Source organism: Nocardia rhizosphaerihabitans (assembly GCF_014646295.1).
GTDB classification, from domain to species: Bacteria; Actinomycetota; Actinomycetes; order Mycobacteriales; family Mycobacteriaceae; genus Nocardia; species Nocardia rhizosphaerihabitans.
This window is the reverse complement of record NZ_BMNE01000001.1, coordinates 812348-832273: the sequence shown is the minus strand read 5'-3', so window position 1 is coordinate 832273 and position 19926 is coordinate 812348. Positions and strand designations below refer to the sequence as shown.

Sequence of the window (19926 nt, the reverse complement as noted above, 5' to 3'; positions counted from 1 at the left end):
AGGTCTGCAATGCGAATCCATGTGCCCGGCGCCGCGGAAAGGGGGGAATGTTGAAGTCGTACAACGAACTGTCGCGCTGGTATTCGGCGCTCGAGCCAGAGACCGACGCAGCCGACCCTGCGCGCCAGGACACCGCCGACCCGGCGGCGGGCGAGGACGACGGCCTCGACCGATATTCGCAGCGCCCCGAGCGCGCCCCTTCCGCCGACCAGGCAGCCGAGCCCGCCGGGCCCGAGCTGTTCACCGCGGCAGGGGACCACTCGGACCGTACGACCGGTGTCGACACCGATCGCCGGGACACCGACTACGGCTTCGCCACCGGCTACGACAACTCGGCCTACGGCGCCCAGCCGTACCCGGCCGAGCCAGAGCCCGAACCGGAGCCGGCGCCGCCTGCCGAACTGGCCGCGCGTCGCAGCGAATTCACCGGCGGCTGGTCGGACTGGGTCGCCGAACCCGCACCGGGTCCCGACGACGACTACGACGCCGAACTGGTCCAGTTCCCCTGGCCCGACGCCGCGGCCGACGATTACGAGGAGGCGCGGGTACTCCAGCCGTCCGGCGCGCTGCGCGCGAAAACCCGGCGCAACCGCACCTGGATCGTGCTCGTCATCTCGGTTCTCGTGCTCGTCCTCGCCGCGACCGGCGTGTTCTTCCTGCTCTTCGGACGCGGCGGCGACAACGCCGAACACGCTGCGCCCCTGCACTTCGTGGCGGGCAACCTGGCCGCCCCGCAGGACCCCTGCCCGACCGAACGCACCGAGACGGTGGTGCGCAGCGCCGAAGCGGGCGGCACCGGCTCGGGCCCCGACGCCGTGCTGGCGTTCCAGTACGCCTACTACGTGAACCGATCGGGGGAGCAGGCCAGGGCGATGGTCGCCCCCGACGCCGATGTCTCGCCGGCCGCCGTGATCCAGCGCGGTATCGATTCCATCCCGGTGGGGACCACCCACTGCGTGCGGATCACCACCGTCGCCGTGGACCGGTACACGGTCGAGGTCACCGAGTTCCGGCCCGCCGGCGCACCGGCCACCTACACCAAGCAGTCGGTGCGGACCGCGCTGATCGGCGATCGCACGCTCATCACGGGCATCGCGGCAGGGTAAGGAGCAGAGCGATGACAGACGACTGGAGCCGATGGCTCGACGAAGCCCCCGAGGGGGAGCCGTCGGGTGAGGTGGCGCGTGATCCGGCTCCGGTGGTGCGGTTGCGGCGCAAGAGCGGCGAGCGCGCCGAGGGCAGGCGAAGGCCGATCCTGGTGGTCGGCGGTTGCGGCGGCGCGGGCACGACGACGACGGCGCTCGGGCTGGCAGGCGAACTGGTCACCGAGGGCTCGACGGTCGCGGTCGACGCCACCGCGGCGGGCAGTGATCTGGCCCTGCGCGGCGCCGACAAACACTTGCATCCGGTGAACCTGCAGTCGTGGGTCTACGGCCGCGGCGACGACGAACCGGCCCCGCTCGAGGACTGCCTGTCCCGGTCGACCTCCGGGTTCGGACTGCTCTGGCGCGACGCGACCCCGCTGCGACGGCGCGCGACATATCTCACTGTCGCCAGGGCTTTGGACTCCGGCGGGTACACCGCGGTCTACGACGGTGGCAACCCGATTGCCGGTCGGCAACTGCGCCCGCTGCTCGACGACGCCGATATCGCACTGGTACTGGCGATTCCGGCGCGCGTGGACGCCGCCAACCGCCTGCGGGTGACCCTGGAATGGCTCGACGACCACTACGGTGACGACGGCGCCGGTGTCGTCGCCGACACCACCATCGTTGTCTCACACCAGTATTCGCACGACGACTCGCGGGTTGCCGAGCATTTGCGCGAGCATCTGTCGGGCTGGGTACGCGAGGTCGTCGAGATCCCCTACGACCCGCATCTGGCCCGCGGTGAGCTGGTTCGGCACAGCGAACTGGCCGAGCCGACGCGCGCAGCATATGGGCGGTTGCTCGCCGGGGTGGCATCATGACGGCCGCTATGAATCTTCGTCGTCGTCGTGAACCGGCGCCCGCCGGAATCGGTGTCGTCGCGCCGCCCGAATCGCTGCGCGCGCCGATCTGGGAGCGGCCGGTGCCCGGGGTGGGCCGGGCGCCGCTGGTGTGGCTGCTCGGCGTGCACGGTGGCTCCGGTGCCACCACCCTCGCCCACGTGCTCGCCCCCGCCGCCGACGCCCGCGGCCGGTGGCCCGGTGTGTTCGAGCGGGAATCCCCCTATGTCGTCCTGGTCGCGCGAGAAACCATCTCCGGCCTCACCCGCGCGCACGACCTGCTGCGCCAGCACCACGCCGGCCTCGCCGGTCCGTCGCTGGTGCTCGGGCTGATCACGGTCGCCGCGCGCCCGGGACGGGTACCACCGGAGATCCGGCGGTACCGGGACGTGGTCGGCTCACTCGCCGGGCACGTCTGGCAGGTGCCGTGGATCGAGGAATGGACCCTGGTCGAGTCCGAGGCGCTGCCGGTGTGGTCACCGGGCGACGACGTGGCGCCGCGCAAGCGCCGGGTCGACCCGCTCGACGAGGTGCCCACCGAGATCGGTGAGCTCGGAACCGATCTGGTCGCCGCGATCCGGGCGAGTATCGACGGGCCCGCCCCGGGGGAGGGTCGATCGTGAACGCCGGGCGGTCGGGCCGCCGGTGGTGTACAAACGTGTGTCGGCGTCGAAGTGTTTGTGGCACAACACCTTTACAGTGGGAGAAAGGCACCCGATGAGCATGATCCTCCTCGCCGTGCAGGACACGTACGGCACCGTCCTGGCCCAGGTGGGTAATCCGACACCGGAAGCTCCTCCCGGCTCGGAGAAGATCCTGCAGCTGGTGCGCTACCTCACCTGGTTCGTGCTGCTGTCGGGCATCTGCGGCATCACCTACGCGGGCGGCAAGTTCGCCTGGGAGCGCTGGACCGGCGGTGGCCTCGAGTCGCCGAAGATGGTGGCGGGCGCCATGATCGGCGGTGTGGTCGCGACCAGCGCGGGCACCATCATGAATGCGGTCATCGGTACGTGATCACCGTGCTCGCCTACAAGCAGATCCCGGCCGATGTGCTGGCGCCGCTGATGCAGCTGCTGAACTGGCTGCTCTGGTTCGTCTTGCTGTCGTGCCTGGCCTGGATGATCCTGTCGGCGGGTCGGCTGTGGATCGCGTTCCGCTCCGACCTGGCCGTCAACGATGCCTCGCACGGCGTCCTGATGAGCCTGCTCGGCGCGGCGGTGGCCAGTACCGCGTCCGCGATCGCGCTGGCCTTCCTGCCGGCGTGAGGGTGCGGACGGAAAAGACCTGCAGATGAATTCCACAGTGACACGGCCGGTCGCGGTCGGTATCGCACTGCTGGCCGCGGCGGTGGGCTGCGGCAGCGGCGACGATGTGGGCCCCGACCTGTCCGCCGCACCGACCGGGGTGCGCTGGCAGGACTACCAGGGCATCGCCCTGCCCCAGTCCGACCAGGGCCCCGCGACGGTGACCCAGGGCGCCGCAACGGGTTTCGAGCATTCCCCGCGCGGGGCAGGGCTGGCGGCGCTGACCCACACCATCCGGCTGTCGGTGGCGCCCGACAACCAGTGGGCCACCGTGGTGAACCAGGAACTCGTGCCGGGTCCGGCCCGCGACGAGTGGGCGATCAACCGCGTGCAGCTGTCGATCACCGGGCCCGCCGCGCCGGAGTACGCGCCGAGATTGTTGGGTTACAAAATCACCGAATACCGTGACGAACAGTCCCGGGTCGATGTCTACACCGAGTATTCGGACAGATCCAGGGCGGTGAACCACACCACGGTCAGCTGGTACGGCGGAGACTGGCGACTGCAGTTACCCGATCCGCAGTCCACCGACCGGCCCGTCGACGCGATCGACGAATTACCCACCGACATCGTGACATTGGAGGCACCGACGTGAGCGAGAAGGAGCCGGGCGCGCGCGACCGCGCTTCTTTCGGCATGATCGCCTCGGGTGCCCTGCTCGCCCTGATCCTGGTCGTCGGCGCGGTCGTGTACTTCACCAGCAGCGACGCGGAGACCGACAGCGCGCCGCCGCCCGCACAGGCCGCGGGCGGAACGGGTTTCGCCGATCCCGAGATCGACCTGCTCGGCAGGCGCGTGGACGTGCCGAACAACCCGGCGGGTCAGCCGCTGGCGCAGGTACCGGGAACCCAGCGCACGCCCGTCGATTCGGACTGGCTGACCGGGGCGCCGGAGGGTACGACGAAACCGCATGGCTGGCAGCGGGTGTACGGCGCCTCGGTGCCGTTCTCCACCTCCGACGGGCCGACCAGGATCGAGGACGGCCTGGCCGTCGGCTACGCGCGGACCCCGCAGGGCGCCGCGCTGGCCGCCGCGCAGATCACCTACCGGCTCAACGCCAGGCCCGCCGATCGCGACCTGTACGTCACGCAGGTTCGGGTCAGTTCGGCGCAGCTGGCCGCCTACGACTCGGCGCTGTCGAGCGACCGGCTGCCGAAACAGCAGCCGGAGAAGGTGACCCGCTACTTCGTGGCCTCCGACGCGTTCAAGATCGACGATTACGCCGACGACATGGCCATCGTGCGACTCGCGTCGCGCGGACCGGTCATCGACGGTAAGCAGTTGTACGCCGCCATGCGGATGATCGTGGTGTGGGACGAGGGTGACTGGCGGCTCAAGCCGTCGACCTCGAACAACACCCAGACCGAATATGTGGAATCGCTGGCGGGGTGGACGAAATGGTGAGCATCGGTGTACAGCACAGCCCGGATCGATTCCCTGCGGACCATCGAGGGGTGCCAACAATGCTGAGGCGAATCCTCACAATATTCGCGGTGATCTTCACCGTGATGATCGCGACGCCGACGGTGGCCTACGGCCAGACCTACGGCTTCGACCAGGCATGCAACGAGCTGCACGACACACTCGACAGTGTCGCCATTCCCGGTGTCTCCCTCGGCGACGCGGCCTCGGCGGTGTGCAAGGCGGGCAATGCCGCCACCCATCCCGGTGACGCGGCGACCGCGGTCAAGGACAAGGCGTGGGACTCCACCTTCGGCAAGGTGGTCGACTCGCTGATGAAGGGTCTCGGCGAGGCGCTGATCCTGGCGCTGACCTTCTGGATGAAGGTGCCCAACGAGGCGGTGAGCGACTCGGGCGCCCTGTTCACCAAGATCAACGACTACACCTATCAGATCCAGATGTTGTTGCTGATCGCGTCGGTGATCATCACCGGCGGCAGATTGGCCGAGGCCAGACGCGGGGCGGCCGTCAGCGAGGCCGCCGAATCGTTCCGGCTCTTCGCCAGGGTCGTGTTCAGCTCCTGGATGCTCGGCGCGGTGATCGTCGCCGGCACGCGGGCTTCGGACAAGTTCTCCGAGTGGATCATCGAGGACGCCACCGGCGGCAATGCCAAGAACATGGCCGAGCTGATGGTGAAAACGTCCAAGCTGCAGGCATTCTCGCCCGGCCTGGTGCTGATCATCGCGATCGTCGGCCTGCTCGGCGCGCTCGCCCAGATCGTGCTCGCCATCGTCCGGCAGGGTCTGCTGGTGGTCGCCGCGGGCGTGCTGCCACTGGCCGCGGCCGCGTCGGCGACGGGGACCGGTAAGCAGTCGTATCAGAAACTGGTCGGCTGGATCATCGCGTTCATGCTGTTCAAACCGGTCGCGGCGATCGTGTACATGATCGCCTTCACCACCGCGGGGCACGTCGACGAGACCACGGCCTCGGCCGGTCTGCCGGAAGGTGAACAGGCACAGCGGATGCTGGTCGCGCTGGTGCTGCTGTGCAGCGTGGCGTTCGTGCTGCCCGCGCTGATGCGCCTGGTCGCGCCCGCGGTCGCCACGGTCGGCACCGGTGGTTCCGGTCTGATGGTGGCCGGTGGTACCGCGGTCGGTGCGATGGCTCTCGGCGCGATCGGCACCAAGGCGGTCGCCTCCCGGCCCGCCGCGGCGCCCGGTTCGGCCGGCTACTTCGGCAGCGGCGGTGCGGGTCCGCGTCCCGGCGGTGCAGGCCCCGGCGGCGGTGCCCCGCGCGGCCCGGCGCCGACGCCACCACCGCGCGGCGGTGGTGCGGCGGCGACGCCCAGTTCTGGCTCGGTGCCCTCGGGGGCGGCCCGCAATGTCATGGCCGCGCGCACCGGGGCGGGCAGCGCGGCGCGCGCAGACCAGTCGGCGGGCGATCTCGCCGGTGACCGCTGGGCGAATCGTTCACCCGACCTCGGCAGGAGCACGATACCGCGATGACCACCACCTCGACCGACACCTACGAGCGGCGCTCGTACGGGCTGTGGCAGAAGCCGCGCAGCGCGGGCCTTTTCGGCCTGCGCTGGGAAGAGACCGTGATCGGTTTCGTCGTGGTGATCACCGCCCTGATCAGCGCCATGGTCGGTGGGTTCAAATGGGGTTTCGTCGTCGGCGGCCTCGGCGCGCTGGTGATGGTGCCCCTGGTGTGGCGGACGGGGGGCCGCTCGGGCTACGAGACGGGATTGATGATGTTCAACTGGATGCGCTCGCGCAAGAACGGCGAGCACGTGTATCGCGGCGGCCGGTTCTCCCGGATCCCCGGCGGCGTCACCAAGCTGCCGGGGCTGCTCGCGCCGTCGAAGCTCTACGAGGGCATCGACGCGGGCGGCTACCACTTCGGGATGATCCACCTGCCCGCGTTCGCGCAGTACACCGTGGTGTTGCGGGCCTGGCCGCAGGGCCACGAGGCGGTGGACCAGCCGGTGATCGACCGCTGGGTCGCCGCCTGGGGTACCTTCCTCGCCTCGGTCGGCCAGACCTCCGACATCGTCGCGGTGGTGCCGGTGATCGACACCGTGCCCGAGACGGGTAACCGGCTGCTCAACGAGGTCTCCACGATCACCCGGCCGGAAGCGCCCGAGCTGGCGCAGCAGGTGATGTACGAGCTGGCCACCGAGCTGCCGCAGGAGCGCGTGCAGCTGCTGCCGCGCGTGGCGATCACGTTCAAGGCCACCACCGCCGAACGTCGGAAGAACCCGGCCGAGGAGGCCGTGGAGATCGGGCGCAGGCTGCCCGGCATCTGCGCGGCGCTGGCCGAGGCCGGCGTGCGCGCGCAGCCGATGTCGGCCGAGGAGGTCATCTCCTTCATCCGCCGCAGTTACGACCCGGCCGCGCAGGCCGACCTCGAGGTCGCCGCCGCCGATCCCGGCGGGCACGGCCTCGGCTGGGACGACGCGGGCCCGGTCTCGCACGACGAGAAGTGGGACCACCTGATCCACGACGGTGGCCGCTCGGTCACCTGGGAGATGGACGCGGCGCCGGAGGGCGCGGTCGACGAGCGGGTGCTGCAGCGGCTGCTCGCGCCGAATCCCGAAGTGCCGCGCAAGCGGATCGCGATCGTCTACCGGCCGCACTCGGCCGCCGACGCCGCCGAGATCGTCGACGACGACTTCAAGAACGCGCTCGTCGCGCAGCAGAGCGAACGCGGTGTCGTCTCGGCCGCCGCGACACTGCGGGTCGGTGCGACCCAGCAGGCTCGTGAGGAACAGGCCCGCGGGCACGGTGTGACCCGCTTCGGCGCGCTGGTGACGATCACCGAGCCGCTGCGCGGTGACCTGCCGCGCATCGAGGCCATCACCCGCGACCTCTCGACGCAGGCCCGGCTCAAGATCCGGCGTTGCTACCGCTACCAGGCCGCGGCATTCGCGGCTTCCCTCGGTTGTGGCGTCATCCTGCCCGAGCACGCGACCATTCCGAAGGCATTGGCGGGGTGAGGCGATCATGGGACGCGACTTCGACGACATCGCGCTACGGCCCGTGCACCGGCCGCCCCGCATCCGCGGGGAACGCGAGCCACGACCGGTCGGGAGTTCGTCGCGCGTGAGCGACGACGTGCTCGGCCTGGAGGAGCGCACCGAACGCGGCGAACGGGAGTCGGCGCGCGGTACGGCCGTGGCCGACGAGCACGCCGAACGCGAACGCACGTCGCGGGAGGGTAGGTCGCGCGGCGCGGAACCGGGCGCCAGGCCGCGTGCGGACGAGCCACGTCGTCCGGCCGCCGAGCGCGGGCCGCAGGGCGAGGACACCCGCAGGCCGCGCACGGACGACGAGCACCGCAGGCCACGCGAGAACCGCAGGCCACGCGAGGACGAGGCGCGGGGCAGGCGCGGTGACGAGGCACGTGGCGGCAGGCCCGCCGCGGGGGAGCGGCGTCCGCGTGGCCCGCGGCCCGACGCCGACCGCGCCCCCAAGCCCCGCGTCGAGCGCGGGCTCCGCGCCGAGGATCACGGCCCGCGGCTCGATCACGCGCGCGCGATGGATCCGCACCGCAAGAAGCGTCCGACCGAGTCGGCCAAGCTCGCCAAGGCGCCGCGCCCGGTGAAGGCCGACCGGCCCGACGAGGTCGCCGATCGGGCGATGGGCACCGGCCGCTCGGCCAAGTCGCGCAACAAGGCCGACCGGCGCGCCCAGTCCGGCCCGTCGCTGCTCGACGACGCCACCCGCGCCCGCTACGAGATGATCGCCCGCGAGCAGTCCGGACTGCGCGCGGCCTGGGCGACCTTCCGCATCCACACCGACGACCTGCGCCGCAACAACGCGCAGGCGCGCACCGAGGCCGTCGTCAGCGACGGATTCGACCGCACCACCGCCGAATTGACCGACCGCGGCTACTCCGGCCCCGGCGGCGGCAAGATGAACGTGGTCGGCCGCCCGGTCGAGTACCGGGCCACCACCGCCCAGGTCGCCGGCCTGTGGCCGTGGTCGGTCGGCGCCGGCGCGCCGCTGATCGGCACCCCGCTCGGCTCGCACCTGCACACCGGCGCGCCGGTCTGCTTCGACCCGATGAACTGGTTCATGCGCGGCAGCTTCATCACCGCGCCCAGCCTGTTCGTGCTCGGCCTCAACGGTTTCGGCAAGTCCTCGCTGGTGCGCCGGATCGTGCTGGGCGGCATCGCCCAGGGCATCACCCCGCTGATCCTGGCCGACGTGAAACCCGACTACCGCAAGATGGTCGAGCTCGTCGGCGGTCAGGTGATCGACCTCGGCTACGGCCACGGCAAACTGAACCCGCTCGCCGCCGGTGTGCTCGGTTCGGTGGTGCCGCGGCTGGAGGAGTTCCCCGCGCTGCAACGTCAAGTGCTGCAGGACCTGCGGGCCAGGCAGGTGACGCTGATCGCCGGCCTGGTGGAACTGGTGCGTGGCGCCAGGGTCGCCGACTTCGAGGAGACGCTGATCGCGACCGCGCTGCGCATCCTGTACCAGCCCGGCAGCGACTACGCCCCCGACAAGCCGCCCATCATGGAGAACCTGCTCGAGGTGATCGTCGGTGGCGGCGCGGAACTGATGCTCGACGCGGGCGCCGACAACTTCGACGAATACCAGCACGCGATCAAGAACCTGCGCCGCTCGCTGCGCGCGCTCACCCAGGGCCCGTTCGGCGCGATCTTCAACGGGCAGACCAGCGTTCCCATCGACACCGGCGCCGTCGCGGTGTGCATCGACGTCTCGCACATCCCCACCGGCGACAAGAAGCTCAAGGCCGCGGTCATGCTGGCCTGCTGGGCCGACGGCTTCGCTTCGGTCGAGGCCGCGCACGTGCTGGCCGACGCGAAACTCGGTCCGCAGCGCTACTTCCAGGTGGTGATGGACGAGCTGTGGCAGGTACTCGGGCTCGGTGACTTCATGGTCGACCGCGTCGACGAGCTGACCCGTCTGCAGCGTGGCCTGGCCACCGCGCTGATCATGATCAGCCACACCATCAAGGACCTGCAGGCGCTGGGTTCGGACGCCGCGATCGCCAAGGCGATCGGCTTCCTGGAACGTGCCCGTGCCAAGATCTTCGGCGCACTGCCCGCCGAGGAGATCAGCAGGCTCGATTCCACCGTGCCCTTCACCTCCGCCGAGCAGGAGATGGTGACCGGCTGGTCGGCGCCCCAGGCGCTCACCGGTGAAGCGCTGCGCCCCGGCCAGCAGCGGCCGTCGCCGCCCGGCACCGGAAAATTCCTGCTCAAGATCGGTGAGGATCGCCGTCCCGGCATCCCCTTCCACATGGAGTTCACGGTGTCGGAGAAGGAAAGCGGAATCCACGACACGAATCAGCGGTTCAGCGAATTCGGCGACAACCCGCGCGCCACGCCTGCCCACGGCGGGCCGGAGGCGTCGACGACACCGCCCGAACCGCCGACACCGAACGGAGGCCGGCAATGATGCCGCACCGGTCCTACCGCCGGGTCTCGCCCGAGGTCCGCAATGCCGCCGTCGAGCAGGTCGTCGCCCTGACCGACAAGTTGCGCAGTGAGTCCGAGGCCTGCCGGGTGGTGGCCGAACAGATCGGCGTGCACGCCAATTCGGTGCGCAACTGGGTGCGCGCGGCCGAGGGCCCGAGCCTGGACCGGATGGACGCCACCGCGCTACGCCGCAAAGTGGTGCTGCTGCAACAGCAGCTGGCCGCCGCCGCCGAGATGAACCGCACGCTCGCCGACACGCTCAACGAAACCCGGCGCCGCACGTGATCACCGCCGCGGCGGACCCGGATCCCGGCGCCCGGCGCGGAACGCATGGAGGCGGCCGGTGAACGCCCGCACGATGCTGATGTCCGCGCTCGGCTCCGTCATCGGGTTGATCGCGCTCGTGCTGGTCATCGTGCTGCCCTCCTCGGACGAGACCTGCGAAACCTCCGGCGTGCTCGACGGTTCGTCGGCGCCGACGCTGCCGCCGCTGGGTGGCCAGTCGCCCGGTGACGCCCGGGCTGCCGCATCCGTGACGCCGACAACCAACGCCGCCGTCACGGGGACTCCCTCGCTGGCCGCGGGCGTCGGTCCGCTGCGCCGTACCCTGCCGCTGGAGATCGGCACCTTCACCGTGTCCGACGTGTTCGGTTCCCGCGGTGGCGATCACAAGGGCATCGACATGGCGGCCACCGACGGCACGACGATCTACTCGGTTTCCGACGGCCGGGTCGTGGCCGCCGGTCCGGCGTCGGGCTTCGGCAACTGGATCGTCGTCGACTCCGTCGACACCAACGGGCGCGCGTACTCCGCCGTCTACGGGCACATGTGGGATCACGGTGTGAAGGTGCGGACGGGACAGACCGTCACCGCGGGCCAGCCGATCGGGATGGTCGGCTCCGCGGGCGAATCCAGCGGCCCGCACCTGCATTTCGAGATCGTGCCCGGCGGCCGCTTCACCGGTGGCCGCCAGATCGACCCGATGCCGTGGCTCGACGGCGCGCCGACCCCGGATGTCGGTGGCGCGCGCGCGTTCTCGGTCGACCCGAACTGTGTGCGCGGATTCGGCAGCGCCGGTGGCGCGCTCGCCGACGGCAAGGTGCCCGCGGAACTGGAGATCTGGTATCGCCGGGCGGGCACCGTCTGCCCGGAGATCTCCTCGTCGCTGCTGGCCGCACAGGCCAAGCAGGAGTCCGGTTTCCGGCGCGGGCTCACCTCGCCCGCAGGCGCGCAGGGTCTGGCGCAGTTCCTGCCGGGCACCGCGGTGAGCATCAATCCCGACGACGGCTTGCCCTATGTCATCGACGCCGACGGCAACGGCACGGCCAGCGTCTGGGACGACGGCGACGCGATCATCGGCCAGGCCCGCTACATGTGCGCGATCGCGCACAAGATCGCGGGCTGGATGGCGGCGGGCAAGGTCTCCGGCGACCTGACCGCGCTGACCCTGGCCGGGTACAACGCCGGTGAGGGCGCGGTGCTCACCTCCGGCGGCATGCCCAATCAGGTTGCGGCGCACTACTCCGAGACCCAGCCCTACGTCACCAACATCCTGTCGATGGAACCGCAGTACCGCGCGCCCGGCGCGCAGGGGCGGTTCACCCCCGAACCCGGTGGCGGCGGCGCGCAGATCGTCGAGGCGGCACACGACTGGCTCGGCGCGCCGTATGTCTGGGGTGGCGGTGGCGCGCAGGGCCCGAGCAACGGCGGATTCGACGGGCCGGGACTCACCGCCGCCGCGGTGTTCGCGGCGTCCTCGGGCGCGGTGACGTTGCCACGCACCGCCGAACAGCAGTGGGAGTCCGGCCGGGAGGTGCCCCTCGCGAAAGTCGCGGCGGGTGACCTGGTGTTCAGCGATTTCGGGCCGAAAGGACCGGCGAAGGTGGGGATCTACGCGGGCAACGGTCAGGTGATCCAGGCGGTGCCGCCGTCGAGCGGCGGGGCAGGCGGTGGCGTCGTCGAGGTGGCGGTGCCGGGTGACGCGCGGGCGAGGAGGGTGTTGTGACCACACGGCGCTGCGTAGCAGGGATAACCTGGTGGGAGAGAACACGAATCCGCACCATTCCGGCGGTGATGCTCGTGGCGGCCCTGACCTCGGTCGCCGCTTGCGGCGGCGACTCCGATACCGCGCGCCAGGACGGCGCCGCGTCGACCACCCGGCTGCTCGAGGCAGCGGCAACCACGGTCGACCCGACGACGCCCGACGGCGTCGCGGTCGTCGCCCTGCGCGAGGTCTACACCTGGAACCCGGCGACCGAGCAGCAAGGTGATTCGCTGCAGCGGGCGCGAAAATGGCTGGGGCCCAGCATGATACGTATGCTGGACAGTTCGGCCGGGACCACCGACACGCCGAAACCGACGCTGCAGTGGGCGGACTGGGGCAAGGCGAAGGCCCACGTCGAGGCGTTCACCTTCGCTTCGGGGGAGCAGGCGCCGCCGAGCGCGGATCCCACGGTGGCGCAGTACAAGATCGGCATCGAGCAGACGGTCGTCTACCCGAACGGGCGGACCGAGGCCCTACCGCCGAGCACGGTCATCGCGACCGTGGTGCAGACGCCGCAAGGCTGGCGCCTCGACGCGTTCCGCTGAGACACCCACCCACCATCCGACAAGGTCCACAAGGAGGCACACGTGGCGAAGAAGAAGGTGACGGATCCGGCCGCGATCGGACCCGACACGACGCTGATCCTGATCGTGTTCGGCTTTGCGACGCTGATCACCCTCGCCGTCGCGCTGCACCTGGGCAACGCGATGTCGGTGGTGCCGCAGAACGTTCCGGTGAACCCGATCGCGGTGGTCGCCGACCTGGCTCGCGGGAAACTGCACTGGCCGCGGGCGTCCACGGTGATCGTGCTGCTGGTCATCGCCGCGGTCATCGCGTATGTGGTGATCCGCAAGCAGCTGAAGAAGCGCGCGGGCGCGGGCCGGTTGTCGATCGACGACAAGGCCGATCACATGGGCAGCGGCAGCGCCATCGCCTCGATCACCGAGGACGGGGTGCGGACCAAGGCCAAGGAGCTCGGTGTGCGCCTGGGTACCCACGACGCGCCCGGTGTGCCGATCGGCATCGCCGTCGCCGACGGCACCCCGCTCTACGGTTCCTACGAGGATCTGCACCTCGACATCTGGGGTCCGCGCCAGGGCAAGTCCACCTCGCGCGTGATTCCGGCGATCCTGTCGGCCATCGGACCGGTGCTGACCACGTCGAACAAGCGTGACGTGGTCGACGCGACCCGGAATGTGCGCGAGGCCAAAGGCAGCGCGACCTTCGTCTTCGACCCGCAGGGCGTCGCGGGCGAACGGCCGACGTGGTTCTGGGATCCGCTGGCCTGGGTCGATCACCGCAAGGAGGGCTGCGAGATGCGCGCGGCCCGGTTGGCTGGTCACTTCGCCGACGCCGAGAGCGGCGGCGCCGACACCACCGACAGCTTCTTCGATCCGGAAGCCGAGGACCTGCTCGCCGGGCTGTTCCTGGCCGCCGCGATCGCCGGTAAGCCCATCACCCAGGTGTGGGAATGGGTGACCAACCCGCAGAACAGCGAGCCGATCGAGCATCTGCGCGGCGCGGGCCACGACTTCACCGCGGCCGGCCTCGCCATGCAGTACAACGCCGAACAGCGCACCAAGAGCGGCATTTTCGGCACGGCCAAGAAGATGGTCCGCTGCCTGCAGATGTCGAACGTGCATCCGTGGATCACCCGTGGCAGCAGCGACCGCCTGCAGTTCGACGAGCTCGAGTTCATCGAGCGCAACGGCACGCTCTACTGCCTGTCGCTGGAGGGCCGTGGGTCGGCCGCGCCGCTGGTGAGCGCGCTCACCGAGGCCGTCATCGACGTGGCGATGCGCAAGGCTTCGCTGTCTTCCGGTGGCAGGCTGCCGATTCCGCTGCTCGCGGTGCTCGACGAGGCGGCCAACGTGGTGCGCTGGAAGGATCTGCCCAAGCAGTACAGCCACTTCGGGTCGCGCGGCATCGTCGTGATGACCGTGCTGCAGTCGTGGGCTCAGGGTGCGCGCTGCTGGGGCGACGCGGGGATGAGCGCGCTGTGGTCGGCGGCCAATATCAAGGTGCTCGGCAGCGGTGTCGACGACATGGCGTTCCTGCGTGACCGCTCCGAGGCGATCGGTGAGTACGACTCGATCTCGCAGTCGATGTCGCAGTCGGGCAACAGCAAGAGCTACTCGCGCTCGCTCAGTTCCTCGGTGACGTTCACCGCGCAGGGACTGGCCACGCTGCCGCGCGGCCGGGCGGTGGTGTTCACCTCGGGTCAGCCCGCCGTGCTGGTCCGCACCGTGCCCTGGTGGGAATCCGAGTACTCCGAGGCGGTCAAGCAGTCGATCGAATACAACGATCCCACCCGCAAGACCCGCATCGACGATCTCATCGGGACGCCGGTGCAGTCGAGTTCCACTCCGCCGGATCAGATCGGTGACATCGAGGAGGTCAAGCCACTGTGAACGAACAAACGCAACCCGCGCGCGACATCGCCAACGGGTACGGCAATGTCTTCGATTTCGTCAACGACTACCTGAGCAGGGTGTACAGCAGGCAGGTCACCGATATCAGCGACACGGTGTGGTGCCCGGAATGGTGGCGCCATCCCGAGGCGGCCGTGCGACTGCACGCGCTGTGGCAGGCGTGGGAGCATTTCCGGTTGCAGGGCGGACCGGGAATCAGTGTCTGGTTCCTCGATCACGCGGACCCGCATATGGCGAAACTGTTCGATCCGCGTGGGCCGTTCAAGTACTGCAGCGTACGCAACGGACACAAGAAGATGCTCGATCCACTGCCGTTGGAGGAGCAGGTCGGGGCGGATCGCGATCAGTTCACCGACCCGGACGTCATGCGGACGATGGGGAAGACCAAGCCGTTCTAGTCGGCGGGGGGGCGGTGGAGCCGCCCCCTTGCCGGTGCTCACCGATTCGGTCAGCGGCCGCGTTCGATGCCGCGCGGATCGATGCTGCGTTCGATGCCTGCCCGCCGCGCGCCCGCGTTCGTGCGCCGGATCGCCTCGTCCGGCGAAATGCCCTGTCCCATCTCGACCAGCATCCGCACCTCGGCCAATTCCGGTGCAACGCCTGCCCGTTCGAGATGCGCCGCGATGGCCGCGCGCCGCTCGACGGAGTCGTAGCCCACCTGCGGCGCATTCGAGCCGGCCGAGGCCGCGGTGCTCGCGAACGGTGAGGACGGGTCCTTCTCGAGGGTGAGTCCGCGCGCCTGTGTCGCCTTGGTGCCGACCGACATCATCTGCACCAGTTCCAGATTGCGCGGATCCTTCGCCTTCAGATCGCGGGCCTCGCGGACCTGGAGTTCCCTGGCTTCTTTCAACTTGGCCTCGACCGCCTTGGCGCGGGCCTCGGCTTCTTTCTGGCCGTGCTCACGCGACTTGAGGGCGACCAGGGTGGCCATCTGCAGCATGATTTTCATCATGGACGCCGTTTCGCTGCCGATGTCGTCGAGTTCCGCCATGACTGCTCCCCGATGCTGCTGTGGAAGTGGACATCTGAGCCTACCGCGCGAAGGACACGACTGTATGTCTGGCGGAGCCACGCAAGGGAGGTGTCGAGAAGTTTCGGTGGACACGGAGTGGCGGGGGAGAAAATACGGAACGCGCTGGCATCGGCCGGACGATCCATAGGATTGCCTTGCCTCTGATGATCTTCCGTCGGTGTCGGGGCCGATTCACCGGAAACGGGCCGGACACCGTCGCGGTGTCCGGCCCGTTCGGCGCCGTGTTCGGGGGTTGTCAGCCCACCTTGACGGTGGTGAAGCTGATCGGCATCTTCGGCTTGCCGCCGCCCGCCGACATTGACCCGTCGTCGCCCGCGGCGCCGACCTTCGCCAGCGTCTTCAGGCCCGCCTCGTCGATGGTGCCGAAGATCGTGTACTTCGGCGGCAGGATGGTGTCGCCGTAGACCAGGAAGAACTGGCTGCCGTTGGTGCCCTCGGGGGTCAGGCCCGAGTTCGCCATCGCGATCACGCCACGCTGGTACTTGATCGGGCTTTCCAGGTTCGGATCGTCGGCCGGGTACTGATCGGTCGGGTACTCGTTGGCGAAGCTGTAGCCGGGGCCGCCCATACCGGTGGCGGTGGGGTCACCGCACTGCAGCATCTCGAAGCCGGTCTCGGCCGAGATGCGGTGGCAGCTGGTGTTGTCGAAGTAGCCCTGCTGGGCCAGGCTCACGAAACTGTTGACCGTGCACGGCGATGCGGCACTGTCGAGCTCGAGGCCGATCGGGCCCTGGGTGGAGTCGATGGACACCTTGGTCTTCGGCGCGTCCGGTCCGGAGGCGACCGTGGTGGTGCTCGGCGGCGCCACCGGCTTGGACGCGGGCTCGGCGCCGACCGGGTAGGCGCAGTCGACGGTGGCAGGCTTGGCCGCGACCGCGGGTGCGTCCGCGGCGGGCGGCAGTTCGCGCTTGCTGGTGGTCGTCGCGCTCGCCGTGGCCGAGGATTCCGGCTCGTCGCCGCCCTTGGTGAGGAAGTACACGCCGGTCACGGCGGCGGCGACCACGATGACACCGAGTACCGAGCCCGCGATCACGAGGCGCTTGCGCTTCTTCTCCTGCTCGGCCCGTCGTTCCAGCTGGCGCTCCAGCTTGCGCTTGGCCGCCGCCCGTCGCTGTTCGTTACTCGGCACTACCGCGTTCCTCCCGTGTCGTCAGGTTCGTCTAGAGGGTAACCGGTTGGACGCGAGGGGCGCCCGTGGGGAAAACTGGATGATCGTGACCAAGACCAGCAGCTTCACCGCCCCGAAGGGGGTCCCGGATTACGTGCCCCCCGGCTCGGCCGAGTTCGTCGCCGTGCGCGACGGCTTGATCAACGCCGCCCGACTCGCCGGGTACGGGCACATCGAGCTGCCGGTATTCGAACAGACCGCCCTGTTCGCGCGTGGCGTCGGCGAGTCGACCGACGTGGTCAGCAAGGAGATGTGGACCTTCGCCGACCGCAACGGCGAGAGCTTCACCCTGCGCCCCGAAGGCACCGCGGGCGTCATGCGCGCGGTGATCCAGCACGGCCTGGACAAGAGCGGGCAGCTGCCGCTCAAGCTGTGCTACGCCGGTCCGTTCTTCCGCTACGAGCGTCCGCAGGCAGGCCGGTACCGGCAGCTGCAGCAGGTCGGCATCGAGGCGATCGGCGTCGACGACCCCGCGCTCGACGCCGAGGTCATCGCCATCGCCGACGCCGGATTCCGCGGCCTCGGCCTGGACGGGTTCCGGCTCGAGATCACCTCGCTCGGCGACGAGACCTGCCGCCCGCAGTACCGGGACCTGTTGCAGGAGTTCCTGCTCGGCCTCCCGCTCGACGAGGAGACCCGCCGCCGCGCCCAGATCAACCCGCTGCGCGTGCTCGACGACAAGCGTCCCGAGGTGCGCGAGCTGACCGCGAACGCGCCGCTGATGATCGATCACCTCTCCGAATCGGCCAAGACGCACTTCGAGCAGGTGCTGGCCCACCTCGACGCGCTCGGCGTGCCGTACGTGGTGAACCCGCGCATGGTCCGCGGCCTGGATTACTACACCAAGACCACCTTCGAGTTCGTGCACGACAAGCTGGGCGCGCAGTCCGGCATCGGCGGCGGTGGCCGCTACGACGGGCTGATGGCCGAACTCGGCGGGCAGCCGCTGTCGGGCATCGGCTTCGGCATCGGCGTCGACCGGACCGTGCTTGCGCTCGCGGCCGAGGGCAAGGCGGCGGCCGATCCGGCGCGCTGCCAGGTCTACGGCATCGCCCTCGGTGACGCGGCCAAGGCACGGCTGGTCGCGCTCGCCGGCGATCTGCGCGGCGCGGGAATCAGCGTCGACCTGGCCTACGGCGGACGCGGGATGAAGGGCGCCATGAAGGGCGCCGACCGTTCCGGCGCGAAATACACGTTGGTGCTGGGCGATCGCGATCTCGAGGAGCACTCGATCGGGGTCAAGGAGATGGCGACCGGCGAGCAGCGGCAGGTGCCCCTCGGTGAGGTCATCGGCGTGCTGCGCAGCGCACTCGGCAACTGAGCCAGGCGGGTCCGGGGCGCGGTAGTCTGACCGCGCCTCGGACCGGACGGGCCGGTACGGGTGGAGAGGGACATCGTGGACGGGGAGTCCGGGCGGGCGGCGACGGAACCGATCGGCATCGACCTGGTGGCGCCCGAAGTGTTCGCGCCGATGTTGCGCAGGCTCGCGCTGGCCGCGCTCGGCGTCGGCGTCGGCGTGACGCTGCTGTCGGCGGTGTGGGTGAGCTGGCCGTACGCCATCGCCCTCGGGCTTGTCGTCGCGGTGCCGACCATCGGCTATGTGTTCGCGTTCCGGCGCAGGCGGATGTGGTTGAGCGGCACCGAGATCCGCGCGCACCGGCTGCTCGGCGAACAGCGCATCGATCTCGCGGACGCGAGCGGCGTACAGCTGCTGGTGTTTCCGGGCAGGCTGAACCGGATCGTGCTGAAGGTGACCGCGGGCGCCGACATCCAGCTGGTGCCGCTGGCGATGTACACCGACGCGGGCAGCGGGCGGGAACTGCACCTGCTCGGCTTGCGCAAGCTCGCCGACGCGCTCGCGGCCAGCGAACTCGCCGCCGCCGTCGTGGTCTCGGAGGTGCTGATGCAGCAGCTGCGGGCCGAGGCACGCGATGCCGGACTGGGGGAGCGCCCGCTGTATCGCGGGGTGCGGCTGGTGCGCGAGAAGGACGCCGTGTCACCGGTGGTGCTCACCGATTCCGAGGTCGCCTCGCTCGTGTGAGCGGCGGGCTCAACCGAACAGCGCGAGCTGCGGATTCGGTGGGACCGGCGTCGGTGGCGTAGGTGTGGTGCGGCCCTGGGGACGGCGCAGATCATAGGCGACCAGCAGTGGATCGACACGATCACGAAGCCATGCGCTGTAGGTGGAAGTGACATTGCCGCCGCGGCCGTAGAGCTGGCGATAGCGCCGCAGCAGCGCCGGGTGTTCGGTGGCCAGCCAGCTCAGGAACCAGCCGCGGGTGCTGCCGCGCAGATGCAGGGGGAAGGCCGTGGCGCTGTCGGCGCCCGCGTCGGCGATCGCGGCGAACAGTGCGTCGAGGTGGGCGCTGCTGTCGGTGAGACACGGGATGATCGGTGCCGCCATGACGTGGACGGCGAAGCCCGCGTCGGCGAGCGCGCGGACGAGGTCGAGGCGCGCGCGAGGAGTCGGCGTGCCCGGTTCGAGGCTGCGGTGCAGGTCGGGGTCGAGGATGGCGATCGACACCGCGACGCTCACCGCCACCCGCCGCGACGCCTCGGTGAGCAGCGGTAGATCGCGGCGCAGCAATGGACCTTTGGTGAGAATCGAGAACGGCGTGCCCGAGTCCGCGAGGGCGCCGATGATGCCGGGCATCAGGCGATAGCGGCCCTCGGCACGCTGATAGGGGTCGGTGTTGGTGCCCAGCGCCACCGGTTCGCGCTGCCAGGACCGGCGCGCCAGTTCCCGGCGCAGGATCGCGGCGACATTGGTCTTCACCACGATCTCGGAATCGAAATCCTCGCCGGCGTCGAGGCCCAGATACTCGTGGCTGCCGCGCGCGAAGCAGTACCGGCAGGCATGCGAACACCCGCGCATGGGGTTGATCGTCCAGCGGAACGGGAGCGAGGAACTCTCCGGCATCTTGTTCAGCGCGCTCTTGCAGAGCACCTCGTGGAAGGTGATGCCGTCGAACTCGGGTGTGCGGACGCTGCGAACCAGCCCTGCCCTGGTCAATCCGGGCAGGGCGCCGTCATCGGCGTCGAGGGTCTGGGCTTGCCACCGCACTCCATGAGTCGAACATGTGTTCGATGTGGTGTCAAGCTCGA

Annotated in this window: 20 protein-coding genes; 17 read left to right on the top strand and 3 right to left on the bottom strand. The window is 69.9% G+C overall.

Going from position 1 to position 19926, the window contains the following annotated elements:
* Window positions 1-47 precede the first annotated feature (47 nt).
* From IEY60_RS03705 to IEY60_RS03635, 15 genes are all read left to right on the top strand, one after another.
* Window positions 48-1106, top strand: a complete 1059-nt coding sequence (locus IEY60_RS03705) for a DUF8176 domain-containing protein (RefSeq protein WP_189023757.1) — start codon at window positions 48-50, stop codon at window positions 1104-1106.
* An 11-nt stretch (window positions 1107-1117) separates the two neighbouring features.
* Complete coding sequence (locus tag IEY60_RS03700) at window positions 1118-1969, top strand: MinD/ParA family ATP-binding protein (RefSeq protein ID WP_189023755.1); 852 nt, start codon at window positions 1118-1120, stop codon at window positions 1967-1969.
* Window positions 1966-2610, top strand: a complete 645-nt coding sequence (locus tag IEY60_RS03695) for a hypothetical protein (protein WP_189023753.1) — start codon at window positions 1966-1968, stop codon at window positions 2608-2610. The genes IEY60_RS03700 and IEY60_RS03695 overlap by 4 nt, the downstream gene beginning before the upstream one ends.
* Window positions 2611-2704: 94 nt before the next feature.
* A complete protein-coding gene (locus IEY60_RS03690) occupies window positions 2705-3001 on the top strand; it encodes a hypothetical protein (protein ID WP_022566424.1) in 297 nt (98 codons plus the stop codon).
* Window positions 2998-3252, top strand: a complete 255-nt coding sequence (locus tag IEY60_RS03685; protein ID WP_189023751.1) for a hypothetical protein — start codon at window positions 2998-3000, stop codon at window positions 3250-3252. Before IEY60_RS03690 ends, IEY60_RS03685 begins: the two co-directional genes overlap by 4 nt.
* Before the next feature lie 25 nt (window positions 3253-3277).
* Window positions 3278-3886, top strand: coding sequence for a DUF8175 domain-containg protein (locus tag IEY60_RS03680; RefSeq protein ID WP_229739517.1), 609 nt, complete (start codon window positions 3278-3280; stop codon window positions 3884-3886).
* Window positions 3883-4695, top strand: a complete 813-nt coding sequence (locus tag IEY60_RS03675; RefSeq protein WP_189023749.1) for a DUF8175 domain-containg protein — start codon at window positions 3883-3885, stop codon at window positions 4693-4695. Before IEY60_RS03680 ends, IEY60_RS03675 begins: the two co-directional genes overlap by 4 nt.
* Window positions 4696-4784: 89 nt before the next feature.
* Window positions 4785-6197 (top strand): hypothetical protein, encoded by a 1413-nt coding sequence (locus IEY60_RS03670; RefSeq protein ID WP_229739516.1) that lies wholly within the window; start codon window positions 4785-4787, stop codon window positions 6195-6197.
* Window positions 6194-7690, top strand: a complete 1497-nt coding sequence (locus IEY60_RS03665) for an SCO6880 family protein (protein WP_189023745.1) — start codon at window positions 6194-6196, stop codon at window positions 7688-7690. Before IEY60_RS03670 ends, IEY60_RS03665 begins: the two co-directional genes overlap by 4 nt.
* A gap of 7 nt (window positions 7691-7697) precedes the next feature.
* Window positions 7698-10124: a hypothetical protein gene (locus IEY60_RS03660; protein ID WP_229739515.1), complete on the top strand. Its 2427-nt coding sequence runs from the start codon at window positions 7698-7700 to the stop codon at window positions 10122-10124.
* Window positions 10121-10429, top strand: a complete 309-nt coding sequence (locus IEY60_RS03655; protein ID WP_189023742.1) for a transposase — start codon at window positions 10121-10123, stop codon at window positions 10427-10429. Before IEY60_RS03660 ends, IEY60_RS03655 begins: the two co-directional genes overlap by 4 nt.
* 58 nt (window positions 10430-10487) lie before the next feature.
* On the top strand, window positions 10488-12149 hold the full coding sequence (locus tag IEY60_RS03650) for a peptidoglycan DD-metalloendopeptidase family protein (RefSeq protein WP_189023740.1): 1662 nt from the start codon (window positions 10488-10490) through the stop codon (window positions 12147-12149).
* A 68-nt stretch (window positions 12150-12217) separates the two neighbouring features.
* Window positions 12218-12733, top strand: a complete 516-nt coding sequence (locus tag IEY60_RS03645; RefSeq protein WP_189024884.1) for a hypothetical protein — start codon at window positions 12218-12220, stop codon at window positions 12731-12733.
* 42 nt (window positions 12734-12775) lie between these two features.
* Complete coding sequence (locus IEY60_RS03640) at window positions 12776-14599, top strand: TraM recognition domain-containing protein (RefSeq protein WP_189023738.1); 1824 nt, start codon at window positions 12776-12778, stop codon at window positions 14597-14599.
* Window positions 14596-15018, top strand: coding sequence for a DUF4913 domain-containing protein (locus IEY60_RS03635; RefSeq protein WP_189023729.1), 423 nt, complete (start codon window positions 14596-14598; stop codon window positions 15016-15018). The genes IEY60_RS03640 and IEY60_RS03635 overlap by 4 nt, the downstream gene beginning before the upstream one ends.
* Window positions 15019-15068: 50 nt before the next feature.
* Here the strand turns inward: IEY60_RS03635 and IEY60_RS03630 are convergent, their stop codons facing one another.
* Both IEY60_RS03630 and IEY60_RS03625 read right to left on the bottom strand, forming a co-directional pair.
* On the bottom strand, window positions 15069-15611 hold the full coding sequence (locus IEY60_RS03630) for a hypothetical protein (RefSeq protein ID WP_189023720.1): 543 nt from the start codon (window positions 15609-15611) through the stop codon (window positions 15069-15071).
* Between the two features lie 277 nt (window positions 15612-15888).
* A complete protein-coding gene (locus IEY60_RS03625) occupies window positions 15889-16782 on the bottom strand; it encodes a peptidylprolyl isomerase (RefSeq protein ID WP_189023718.1) in 894 nt (297 codons plus the stop codon).
* An 85-nt stretch (window positions 16783-16867) separates the two neighbouring features.
* On the opposite strand from IEY60_RS03625, the gene hisS reads away from it, so the two are divergent.
* Together hisS and IEY60_RS03615 are read left to right on the top strand one after the other, a co-directional pair.
* On the top strand, window positions 16868-18142 hold the full coding sequence (gene hisS / locus IEY60_RS03620; protein WP_189023716.1) for a histidine--tRNA ligase: 1275 nt from the start codon (window positions 16868-16870) through the stop codon (window positions 18140-18142).
* Between the two features lie 75 nt (window positions 18143-18217).
* On the top strand, window positions 18218-18862 hold the full coding sequence (locus tag IEY60_RS03615) for a hypothetical protein (protein ID WP_229739514.1): 645 nt from the start codon (window positions 18218-18220) through the stop codon (window positions 18860-18862).
* 9 nt (window positions 18863-18871) lie between these two features.
* On the opposite strand, the gene IEY60_RS03610 is transcribed toward IEY60_RS03615, so the two are convergent.
* Window positions 18872-19885, bottom strand: a complete 1014-nt coding sequence (locus IEY60_RS03610) for an Rv2578c family radical SAM protein (protein WP_189023712.1) — start codon at window positions 19883-19885, stop codon at window positions 18872-18874.
* Window positions 19886-19926 lie beyond the last annotated feature (41 nt).

Bases quoted from the DNA above. Each gene is read 5' to 3' on its own strand.
- IEY60_RS03645 (WP_189024884.1), top strand. From the start codon at position 12,218: ATGCTCGTGGCGGCCCTGACCTCGGTCGCCGCTTGCGGCGGCGACTCC.
- IEY60_RS03705 (WP_189023757.1), top strand. From the start codon at position 48: ATGTTGAAGTCGTACAACGAACTGTCGCGCTGGTATTCGGCGCTCGAG.
- IEY60_RS03665 (WP_189023745.1), top strand. From the start codon at position 6,194: ATGACCACCACCTCGACCGACACCTACGAGCGGCGCTCGTACGGGCTG.
- IEY60_RS03680 (WP_229739517.1), top strand. From the start codon at position 3,278: ATGAATTCCACAGTGACACGGCCGGTCGCGGTCGGTATCGCACTGCTG.
- IEY60_RS03630 (WP_189023720.1), bottom strand. From the start codon at position 15,611: ATGGCGGAACTCGACGACATCGGCAGCGAAACGGCGTCCATGATGAAA.
- IEY60_RS03700 (WP_189023755.1), top strand. From the start codon at position 1,118: ATGACAGACGACTGGAGCCGATGGCTCGACGAAGCCCCCGAGGGGGAG.
- IEY60_RS03660 (WP_229739515.1), top strand. From the start codon at position 7,698: ATGGGACGCGACTTCGACGACATCGCGCTACGGCCCGTGCACCGGCCG.
- IEY60_RS03695 (WP_189023753.1), top strand. From the start codon at position 1,966: ATGACGGCCGCTATGAATCTTCGTCGTCGTCGTGAACCGGCGCCCGCC.
- IEY60_RS03655 (WP_189023742.1), top strand. From the start codon at position 10,121: ATGATGCCGCACCGGTCCTACCGCCGGGTCTCGCCCGAGGTCCGCAAT.
- IEY60_RS03690 (WP_022566424.1), top strand. From the start codon at position 2,705: ATGAGCATGATCCTCCTCGCCGTGCAGGACACGTACGGCACCGTCCTG.